The organism is Bradyrhizobium sp. STM 3809 (assembly GCF_000239795.1).
GTDB lineage: Bacteria > Pseudomonadota > Alphaproteobacteria > Rhizobiales > Xanthobacteraceae > Bradyrhizobium.
The window spans coordinates 1-9,765 of record NZ_CAFJ01000700.1 but is presented as its reverse complement, the minus strand read 5'-3'; the positions used below and the strand labels follow the sequence as shown (position 1 = coordinate 9,765).

10 protein-coding genes are annotated in these 9,765 nt (G+C 67.3%); 2 read left to right on the top strand and 8 right to left on the bottom strand.

Features of this window, described 5'->3' with window-relative positions; translation table 11 throughout:
• Nucleotides 1-42: 42 nt before the first annotated feature.
• From BRAS3809_RS30720 to dnaK, 8 genes are all read right to left on the bottom strand, one after another.
• Nucleotides 43-666 carry a 2,3-bisphosphoglycerate-dependent phosphoglycerate mutase gene (locus tag BRAS3809_RS30720; protein WP_008965912.1) on the bottom strand — a complete coding sequence of 208 codons (624 nt, stop codon included), beginning with the start codon at nt 664-666 and terminating at the stop codon, nt 43-45.
• A gap of 24 nt (nt 667-690) precedes the next feature.
• Nucleotides 691-1,509: a 4-hydroxy-tetrahydrodipicolinate reductase gene (dapB, locus tag BRAS3809_RS30715; protein WP_008965911.1), complete on the bottom strand. Its 819-nt coding sequence runs from the start codon at nt 1,507-1,509 to the stop codon at nt 691-693.
• Between the two features lie 81 nt (nt 1,510-1,590).
• Nucleotides 1,591-1,893, bottom strand: a complete 303-nt coding sequence (locus BRAS3809_RS30710; RefSeq protein ID WP_008965910.1) for a DUF1330 domain-containing protein — start codon at nt 1,891-1,893, stop codon at nt 1,591-1,593.
• 33 nt (nt 1,894-1,926) lie between these two features.
• Nucleotides 1,927-2,658: an orotidine-5'-phosphate decarboxylase gene (gene pyrF, locus BRAS3809_RS30705; RefSeq protein WP_008965909.1), complete on the bottom strand. Its 732-nt coding sequence runs from the start codon at nt 2,656-2,658 to the stop codon at nt 1,927-1,929.
• 6 nt (nt 2,659-2,664) lie between these two features.
• Nucleotides 2,665-3,243, bottom strand: a complete 579-nt coding sequence (locus BRAS3809_RS30700) for an NADPH-dependent FMN reductase (protein ID WP_008965908.1) — start codon at nt 3,241-3,243, stop codon at nt 2,665-2,667.
• A gap of 46 nt (nt 3,244-3,289) precedes the next feature.
• Entirely contained in the window at nt 3,290-3,892 is a 603-nt protein-coding gene (locus BRAS3809_RS30695) for a class I SAM-dependent methyltransferase (protein WP_008965907.1), read from the bottom strand.
• Nucleotides 3,893-4,118: 226 nt separating this feature from the next.
• On the bottom strand, nt 4,119-5,249 hold the full coding sequence (gene dnaJ / locus BRAS3809_RS30690) for a molecular chaperone DnaJ (RefSeq protein WP_008965906.1): 1,131 nt from the start codon (nt 5,247-5,249) through the stop codon (nt 4,119-4,121).
• Between the two features lie 142 nt (nt 5,250-5,391).
• The gene (gene dnaK / locus BRAS3809_RS30685; protein WP_008965905.1) at nt 5,392-7,287 is read right to left on the bottom strand and encodes a molecular chaperone DnaK; all 1,896 of its coding nucleotides are present in this window, start codon (nt 7,285-7,287) and stop codon (nt 5,392-5,394) included.
• A gap of 542 nt (nt 7,288-7,829) precedes the next feature.
• Between dnaK and BRAS3809_RS30680 the strand changes: the two genes are divergently transcribed.
• Both BRAS3809_RS30680 and pncA read left to right on the top strand, forming a co-directional pair.
• The gene (locus BRAS3809_RS30680; protein ID WP_008965904.1) at nt 7,830-8,765 is read left to right on the top strand and encodes a hypothetical protein; all 936 of its coding nucleotides are present in this window, start codon (nt 7,830-7,832) and stop codon (nt 8,763-8,765) included.
• A gap of 101 nt (nt 8,766-8,866) precedes the next feature.
• A complete protein-coding gene (gene pncA / locus BRAS3809_RS30675; RefSeq protein ID WP_008965903.1) occupies nt 8,867-9,580 on the top strand; it encodes a bifunctional nicotinamidase/pyrazinamidase in 714 nt (237 codons plus the stop codon).
• Nucleotides 9,581-9,765 lie beyond the last annotated feature (185 nt).

The following is a 9,765-nucleotide window of genomic DNA, read 5'->3' as shown; positions in this document are numbered from 1 at the left end:
TCAAGCCCGGGCATGACGAGCGTGCTTGTCTTGCGCGCTCGGCTAGCCCGCCAGGTCCAGCTTCGACTCGACAGTCGAATCCGCCTTCAGCCGGTAGATGATCGGCACGCCGGTCGCCAGCTCGCGCTTCAGGATGCCTTCGGGCGTGAGCTTCTCCAGCACCATGATCAGGGCGCGGAGCGAGTTGCCGTGGGCGGCGACCAGGGTGCGCTGGCCGCGGAGGACGCCGGGGAGGATCTCCTGCACGTAGTAGGGCAGCGCACGGGCGAGCGTGTCCTTGAGGCTTTCGCCGCCGGGCGGGGGGACGTCGTAGGAGCGGCGCCAGATCAGGACCTGGTCCTCGCCCCATTTGGCGCGGGCGTCGTCCTTGTTGAGGCCGGAGAGGTCGCCATAGTCGCGCTCGTTGAGCGCGAGGTTTTTGCTGGTCGGCAGGCCGGGCTGGCCGAGCTCATTCAGGATCAGCTTCAGCGTGTGCTGGGCGCGGGTCAGCTCGGAGGTGAAGGCGACGTCGAAGGTGAGACCCTGCGCCTTCAGCTTGCGGCCGGCCTCCTGGGCCTCGCTGACGCCCTGCGCGGTCAGGTCCGGATCCTTCCAGCCGGTGAACAGGTTCTTGAGATTCCACTCGCTCTGGCCGTGGCGCACCAGCACCAGGAGACGTTCGCTCATCGCTAACTGATCCACTTGGTTTGATTAGAACAGGTCCTTGAGGCCGAGCACGTCGTCCATCGTGTAGTGGCCCGGCGGCTTGCCATGGGCCCACAGCGCCGCCTTGAGCGCGCCATGGGCGAAGATCATGCGGTCCTCGGCCTGATGCGACAGCACCAGCCGCTCCGAGGGTCCGGCGAAGATGACGCTGTGATCGCCGGCCGCGGTGCCGCCGCGCAGCGAGGCGAAGCCGATGTCGCCGGTGCGGCGCTCGCCGGTGATGCCGTCGCGGCCGCGCGCGGAGTGCTGGTCGAGCGGGATGCCGCGGCCGTCGGCGGCGGCGCGGCCGAGCATCAGGGCGGTGCCGGAGGGCGCGTCGACCTTGTGCTTGTGATGCATCTCGAGGATCTCGATGTCGAAGCCGGTGTCGAGCGACTTGGCCACCTGCCTGACCAGCGCCGCCAGCAGGTTGACGCCGAGGCTCATATTGCCGGACTGCACGACGATGGCGCGCGTGGTGACGCTCTTGATCACGGCATCGTCCGAGGCCGACAGGCCCGTCGTGCCGACGACATGGACGATGCCGCGCTGGGCGGCGATGGCGACGTTGGCGATGGTCGCGGCCGGCACGGTGAAGTCGAGAATGCCGTCGGCCTCGGCCGACATCGCCCAGAGATCGGCCGACAGCTTGATGCCGTTGGCGGGCAGGCCGGCGAGCACGCCGGCATCCTTGCCGATCAGATCCGAGCCCGGCGCCTCCAGCGCGCCCGCGAGCTCCGCATGATCGCTGTCGGCGATGGCGCGCACCAGCGCCCGGCCCATGCGGCCGCCGGCTCCTGCAACGATCAAGCGCATCTTCGACATCTCGCGTTCCTCCGCCCCGCCAGGGGCTATAGCCGGGGCCGATGGCGGCGGCAACCGAGGCCGCCGTCACGCCGGCGCGGCTCAGGGCTGCGGGCCGTCATAGCCCTCGATGATCACCAGGTCGCCCTCCGAATGCAGCGAACGCATCGCGACCAGGCGCTGGTATTCCGGGGAATTGTAGCACGCGAGCGCGGTCTCGTAGTCCTTGAACTCGATGACGACGTTGCGCGAGCGCGAGGTGCCTTCGCGTATTTCGTACCGGCCGCCGCGGACCAGGAATTTCGCGCCATACTGATGGAACACGGCGCCGTTCTGCGCGACGTAGTCCTTGTAGCCGTCCATGTTGTGCACGTCGATCCGCGCGATCCAATAGGCCTTGGGCATCCCTGGGGTCTCCTCGTTGTCAGCAGCTGTTGCTTAGGCGCGATTGGTCTTGCCGACCAGCGCCACCGCGCTGTCGATGTCGGCGACGATGCTCTCGGCGGCCGCGGCCGGATCAGCCGCGCCAGTCACGGGGCGGCCGACGACGAGGCGGTCGGCGCCGCCGGCGATCGCCAGCGCCGGGGTCATGATGCGCTTCTGGTCGCCAACGTCCGATCCCGCCGGACGGATCCCGGGGGTGACCAGCTGCATGCCAGGGCCGACCAGCGGGCGCACCAGCGCCGTTTCCTCCGGCGACAGGATCAGGCCGTGGATGCCGATGTCTCTCGCCTGCACGGCGCGGTGTGCGACGAGCTCCTTGACGGTCATGGCGTAGCCGGCGGCGGCGAGGTCGGCATCGTCGTAGGAGGTCATGACGGTGACAGCGAGCAGCTCGAGCGAGGAGCCGGCGGCGCCGGCGAGCGCGGCCTTCATGCTCTGGGAAAATCCGTGAACGGTGAGGAAGCGGGCGCCGAGTTTGGCGATCTGGCGGGTGGCGCGCTCGACCGTGTTCGGGATGTCGTGCAGCTTGAGGTCCATGAAGACGTGCTTGCCGGACGCGGCGAGACGCTCGGCGAGGCCGAGGCCGCCGGCATAGGTCAGCTCCATGCCGATCTTGTAGAACGTCACGCTGTCGCCGAGCCGCTCGATCATCGCTTCGGCCTCGGCCACGCCGGGCAGATCGAGGGCGACGATCAGGCGGTCGCGTGCGGCAATCTCGGTCGGCATGTCACCTCACGTGGTCTGTTGGGCGGTTTCGATCAGTTGCCCCACCAGCGCATCGAGCGCGGCGGCGTCGGCCGGCAGCCTGAGCCGGTCCATGTCGTTGTACGCCTTGTCGGCAAAGGCAAGCGCAAGCTGGCTCGGGATCACCGGGGCGTTGCACGCGGTCAGCATCAGCCGCAGCGCGGACAGCACGCGGACGCCGCCGAAGCGGTTCTCGGAGGCCGCGGCGATCGCGAACGGCCGGTTGCGGAACACCCCGCCGCGGCCCTCCGGCGGCTCGTCGACGCGGGACAGCCAGGCGATGGCGTTGCTGAGCAGCGGCGGCACCGAGGCATTGTATTCGGGCGTCACCAGCAGCACGCCATGGTGGGCGGCGATCATGCGTTTGAGGTTGACCGCCTCGCGCGGCACGCCCGCGGCCGCCTCGACATCGGCCTCATAGAGCGGCAGCGGAAAATCTGCGAGCGAGATGCGGGTCACATCGGCGCCGGCCTGCGCGAGCTGATAGGCGGCGGTGGCGGCGAGCCGCACGTTGTGGGAGCCGGACCGGGTCGAGCCGGGAATGATCAGGATCTTGAGGGCGGACATCGGGCGGACGGGTCTGCGACCCGCCGCGCAAAACCGCGGCTGCCGGTCAGGGCTTGCGATACACCCAGACGCGGGCCGGCGGAAGGTTCATCCAGATCCGCTCGGAGGCCTGGGTGGTGACGCCGGGCAGCGACTTCGGAATTGGCGGGACGACCGAATAGGTGAACTGCACGAAGGGGGCGTTGGGCGACATCGCCGCGAAGGCGTCGCGCACCAGCTTCATGCGGGTGAGCATCGGCTTGGTCACCAGCGGCAGGCCGGAGACGACCGCCGAAGCCGGGGCGCCCAGCACGTTCCACAACGTGTCACGGAGGCGATAGGCATCGCCCTGCACCACCTTGGCGTGCGGGTAGCGGTCGCGCAGCAGCGCGCAGAAGCTCGGATTGTATTCGACCAGGACGAGACGTTTCTGATCGATCCCGTGCTCGACCAGGGCCGCGGTGATCGCGCCGGTGCCGGGCCCGAGCTCGATGACCGGGCCGGTGCCATGCGGATCGACATATTGCGCCATGGTGCGCGCGAGCAGCCGGCCCGACGGCATCACGGCGCCCATATGCAGCGGCTTCTCGATCCATGAGCGGAGGAAGCGCACCTCGTCGTCCAGACGAAGAGGCTTTTTCGACGCACGCACGGACGTTTGCAGGGGCATCTCAGTACCAGACGGGACCGTTTTCACGGCGATGTCAGAAAAGAGTCACAAAGACGTATAGGTCGCGGGCGGGACGGTCAAGCCGAACCGTAACTCACGATTAAGGCTGCCGGGTCCGTGGACTTACAGTTGAATGTGATAATTTTTTGCATGTGCGGAGCAGCAAAAACGCGGCATTTGCCCGAGCGGACGACGCCCGGCGATGACCGCCGCGCGCGCCGATCGCTCAGCTCGCGGCCTTGCCGAAGAAATCCTTGACCTTGGTGAAGAAGCCGGCCGCCTCGGGCTGGGTGGCGCCGGACGACAGCTTCTCGAACTCGGCGAGGAGCTCCTGCTGCTTCTTGGTCAGGTTCTGCGGCGTCTCGACCACAACCTGGACATACATGTCGCCGGTCTGGCGCGAGCGCAGCACCGGCATGCCCTTGGACGCGATCCGGAAGCGGCGGCCGGACTGCGCGCCGGCCGGGATCTTCACCTTGGTCTTGCCGTTGTCGATCGTCGGCACCTCGAACTCGCCGCCGAGCGCCGCGGTGACCATCGAGATCGGCACCCGGCAATGCAGGTCGGCGCCGTCGCGCTGGAAGAACTCGTGCGGGGTGAGCGACAGGAAGATGTAGAGGTCGCCCGGCGGACCGCCGCGCAGGCCGGCCTCGCCCTCGCCGGCGAGACGGATGCGGGTGCCGTCCTCGACGCCCTGGGGAATGTTCACCGACAGCGTGCGGTCGCGCGTCACCCGGCCCGAGCCGGAGCAGGACGGGCAGGGATCCTCGATCATCTGGCCGCGGCCATGGCAGCCGGGACAGGTGCGCTCCAGCGTGAAGAAGCCTTGCGCCTGGCGGACGCGGCCGGCGCTGCCGCACATCGCGCAGGTCTTCGGCTTGGTGCCGGCCTTGGCGCCGGTGCCGGAACAGGGCTCGCAGGTCACCGAGACCGGGATCTCGATCTGCGCGGTCTTGCCGAGGAAGGCCTCCTCCAGCGTGATTTCCATGTTGTAGCGCAGGTCGGCGCCGCGCTCGCGGCCGGTGCCGCCGCGGCGCTGTCCGGCCATGCCGAACAGGTCCTCGAAAATGTCGGAGAAGGAGGATGCGAAGCCGGCGCCGAAGCCGTGCGGGCCGCCGCCGGCGCCCTGCTCGAACGCGGCATGGCCGTAGCGGTCGTAGGCGGCGCGCTTGTCGGCGTCGCGCAGCACCTCATAGGCCTCGTTGATTTCCTTGAACTTGACCTCGCTGGAGGCGTCGCCCGGATTCTTGTCGGGATGCCATTTCATCGCGAGCTTGCGGAAGGCGGCCTTGAGCTTGGTCTCGTCGGCGTCGCGCTCGACTTCCAGGGTCTCGTAGTAGCAGCGCTTGGTGGACATCAATCAAACCCGCCCGAACATCGTCAGACCTCAACGGCTCGCGCGCGCACCGCGCGCCGGTTCAATGAAATGACCCCCATCCAACGAGACGCCGACAGCGCTCTTTGGCATGGGGGTCATGGCTCTCGGCCTCTACCGTCGATTAAGCAGATTTCTTCTTGTCGTCGTCGACCTCGGTGAACTCCGCGTCGACCACGTCATCCTTGGCGGCGTCACGGGCCGCGTCGCTCTCGGCCTGCTGCTTGTACATGGCCTCGCCGAGCTTCATCGACGCCTGGGCCAAGGTGTTGGTCTTGGCCTTGATGGCTTCGGCATCGTCGCCCTTCAGCGCTTCCTTCAGGTCGCTGACGGCGTCCTCGATGGCGCGTCGCTCGGTGTCGGCGACCTTGGAGCCATGCTCCGCCAGCGCCTTCTCGGTGGAATGCACCAGCGCGTCGGCATGGTTCTTGGCGTCGACCGCCTCGCGGCGCTTCTTGTCGGCCGCGGCATTGGCCTCGGCGTCCTTGACCATCTTGTCGATGTCGGCTTCCGACAGACCGCCCGAGGCCTGGATGCGGATCTGCTGCTCCTTGCCGGTGGCCTTGTCCTTGGCCGAGACGTTGACGATGCCGTTGGCGTCGATGTCGAACGTCACCTCGATCTGCGGCATGCCGCGCGGCGCCGGCGGAATGCCCATCAGGTCGAACTGACCGAGCATCTTGTTGTCGGCCGCCATCTCGCGCTCACCCTGGAAGACCCGGATGGTGACCGCGTTCTGATTGTCCTCGGCGGTCGAGAACACCTGGCTCTTCTTGGTCGGGATCGTGGTGTTGCGGTCGATGATGCGGGTGAACACGCCGCCCAGCGTCTCGATGCCCAGGGACAGCGGGGTCACGTCGAGCAGCAGCACGTCCTTGACGTCGCCCTGCAGCACGCCGGCCTGAATCGCCGCACCGATCGCCACCACCTCGTCGGGGTTGACGCCCTTGTGCGGCTCCTTGCCGAAGAACTGCTTCACCATCTCCTGGATCTTCGGCATGCGGGTCATGCCGCCGACCAGCACCACTTCGCCGATCTCGCCGGCGGTCAGGCCGGCATCCTTCAGCGCCTTGCGGCACGGCTCGATGGTCTTCTCGACGAGGTCGGCCACCAGCGCCTCGAACTTGGCGCGGGTCAGCTTCATCGTCAGATGCTTCGGACCGGACTGGTCCGCGGTGATGAAGGGCAGGTTGATCTCGGTCTGCGTGGTCGACGACAGCTCGATCTTGGCCTTCTCGGCAGCTTCCTTGAGGCGCTGCAGAGCAAGCTTGTCGTTGCGCAGGTTGATGCCCTGCTCCTTCTGGAATTCGTCGGCGAGGTAGCTGACCAGACGCATGTCGAAGTCTTCACCGCCGAGGAAGGTGTCGCCATTGGTCGACTTCACCTCGAACACGCCGTCGCCGATCTCCAGGATCGAGACGTCGAAGGTGCCGCCGCCGAGGTCGTACACCGCGATGGTGCCGGACTTCGACTTGTCGAGGCCGTAGGCGAGCGCCGCCGCGGTCGGCTCGTTGATGATGCGCAGCACCTCGAGGCCGGCGATCTTGCCGGCGTCCTTGGTGGCCTGGCGCTGGGCGTCGTTGAAATAAGCGGGGACGGTGATGACGGCCTGGTCGACCTTCTGGCCGAGATGGGCCTCAGCGGTCTCCTTCATCTTCTGCAGGATGAAGGCGGAGACCTGCGAGGGCGAATAGGTCTTGCCGTCGGCCTCGACCCAGGCGTCGCCGTTGCCGGCCTTCACGATCTTGTAGGGGACGAGCTTCTTGTCCTTCTCGACCATCGGGTCGTCGTAACGGCGGCCGATCAGGCGCTTCACGGCGAAGAAGGTGCGCTCGGGGTTGGTGACGGCCTGGCGCTTGGCCGGCTGGCCGACCAGCCGCTCGCCATCGTCACTGAAGGCGACGATCGACGGCGTGGTGCGCATGCCCTCGGCGTTCTCGATGACTTTCGACGATTTGCCGTCCATGACGGCCACGCACGAATTCGTGGTGCCGAGATCGATCCCGATGACCTTTCCCATGGTCTCATATCCTTCTTTTTGCGGCAGGTTGGGTGGGGCCCTGACGGCGCCCCCATCCAAAACCCCCTCAGATCAAATGCTCGCGATATTGCGACGATGAGCGTCATATAGGAGGGGGGGAGGCACCCGCAAGGACCGGAGAAGACCTGCGAGCGCGGAAAAACCGCGGATTTTTCGGCGCTGCTCGAACGCCCCCAGAACAGATGCGGATGGCACCGCCGGAGCCGCCGGCGCCGGCGGCTCGACAGCCGCAAACCGACATGAATGGCGCGCCATCGGGCCGCAAAGTCGCCCTCCCTGAGGCTCCCGGCGACCGCGATCATGCTTAGCAAGGCCATAACGGCCGGGGATCGGGATCGGCTGTCGCTTCATCATTCCAGCGCCGTGTTCGTCAGCGCGGCCATCTCCGGACGGAACCTCTGGTCGCACCCGTCGGCCTGTTGCCGGGGCGGCAAACCCGCTAAAAGGCGTCTCGTTCGAGGCGGCCATTGCGGGGACCATGCTGGCGGTCGAACTGGGTCAATGAACGAGGCAGCTTCTTCATGATGTTCTTCCGACTTGTCGCAGCGGCGCTGGTATCGATCTCCCTGCTCGGACCGGCCAAGGCAGCGGACGCGATCTTCCCGCCCGGCGTCCGCATCGGGCTTGCGCCGCTGGTCGGGCTGGCCAAGGCCAAGACCTTCCCGGGCTTCGAGACCGAGGATGGCAGCGTCAAGGTGCTGCTGACCGAACTGCCGGCCAAGGCCTATGGCGAGGTGAAGAACGCGTTCACCGCCAATCCGGCCGGTACCGGCAACGTCAAGCCGGAGAGCATCGAGACATCGGCCGGCACGGCCTACTACACCGTGGAGAACGGGCGGGATGGCACCACGCCGGTGCGTCGCTACTCGATGATCCTCCCTGGCGCCGGCTTCTCGGGCTATGTGGCGGTGCAGGTCCCGGAGGCCGCAGGCAAGATCTACACCGACGATGCCGTGCGCCAGATGTTCGCCTCGGCCGTGGTCCGCAAGGACGTCCCGGTCGATGAGCAATTATCGACCATGCCGTTCAACGTCACCGAGCTCGCCGGCTTCAAGACCGTCCGCACGCTGGGGCCGGGCGCGCTGATCCTGGCCGATGGCGACGACGAGAAGGGCTTCGAGGCGGCGCCGTTCGTGGTGATCGGGCTGGTGGCCGGCGGCGCGCCCGAGGCCTCCGACCGCGGCCGCGTCGCGCAGCAGGCGGCGACCACGATTCCGGGCGTCCGGGAAGCCCGCATCACGATGTCCGAACCGATCCGCATCGACGGCCTGCCGGCCTATGAGACCCGCATCGACGCCATCAGCGGCAAGGACAATACGCCGGTCACCGTGGTGCAATGGCTGCGCTTCGGCGGCCCGAGCACGCTGCGGATCATCGGCAGCGCGCCGCGCGACCAATGGTCGGCGGCGTTCCCGCGCTTCCGCGCGGTCCGCGACGGGATCCAGCCGAAGGGCTAGCCGCGGCGCTGGACGCATGCGGTTGCCGCTCCGATTGCGTCTTTCTCTCGCAGCAATCTTCGGTCTATGATCCCCGAAACGTCTCGAACGGGGGGAATGACATGAACCGACGGCAGATCCTCCGGCTGCTCGGCAGCACGGCCTTTGCGGCAGCGGTCGCGGAGCAGGCGCGCGCCGCCGCGGCGATCAAGCCGGATGGCGCAGCCGCGCTGCTCGTGATCGACGTGCAGAACTGCTTCCTCCCGGGCGGCAGCCTCGCGGTGAAGGACGGCGAGCAGGTCGTGCCGATCATCAACAAGGTCGCGAAGTCGTTCAGCAACGTCGTGCTGACGCAGGACTGGCATACGCCGGCCCATGTCTCGTTCGCCTCCACTCACCCCGGCAAGAAGCCGTTCGAGCTGGTCGATCTCGCCTATGGCAAGCAGGTGCTGTGGCCGGATCATTGCGTGCAGGGCACCGACGGCGCGGCACTGTCGAAGGACCTCGCGATCCCCCAGGCCGAGCTCATCCTGCGCAAGGGCTTTCACAACGACGTCGACAGCTACTCGGCGTTCACCGAGGCCGACGGCAAGACCAGCACCGGGCTCGCGGCCTATCTCAATGCGCGCGGCATCACCACGGTGTTCGTGGCGGGATTGGCGACGGATTTCTGCGTCGCCTGGACCGCGCTCGACGCGCGCAAGGCCGGCCTCGACACCTATGTGATCGAAGACGCCTGCCGCGGCATCGACACCCAGGGCTCGCTGGCCAAGGCCTGGACCGACATGGCCGCGGCCGGCGTCAAGCGCATCACCTCCGCCGACATCGCCGCATAGGCGGCGGCGTCACGATGACATCCTGCGCCCCGTCGGCCCGCAGCGAAGTCTCGGTAGCGTCCGGCGGTCGGAGCCTGCAGCCCCACGCCGACTCGCTCTGAATATGCGATCAAGAATACGCACCCATGCGAGCACCGCCGCGTGCATCAGAAGAGCTGCTGCCGCTCGGTCGCAATCACCGAAAT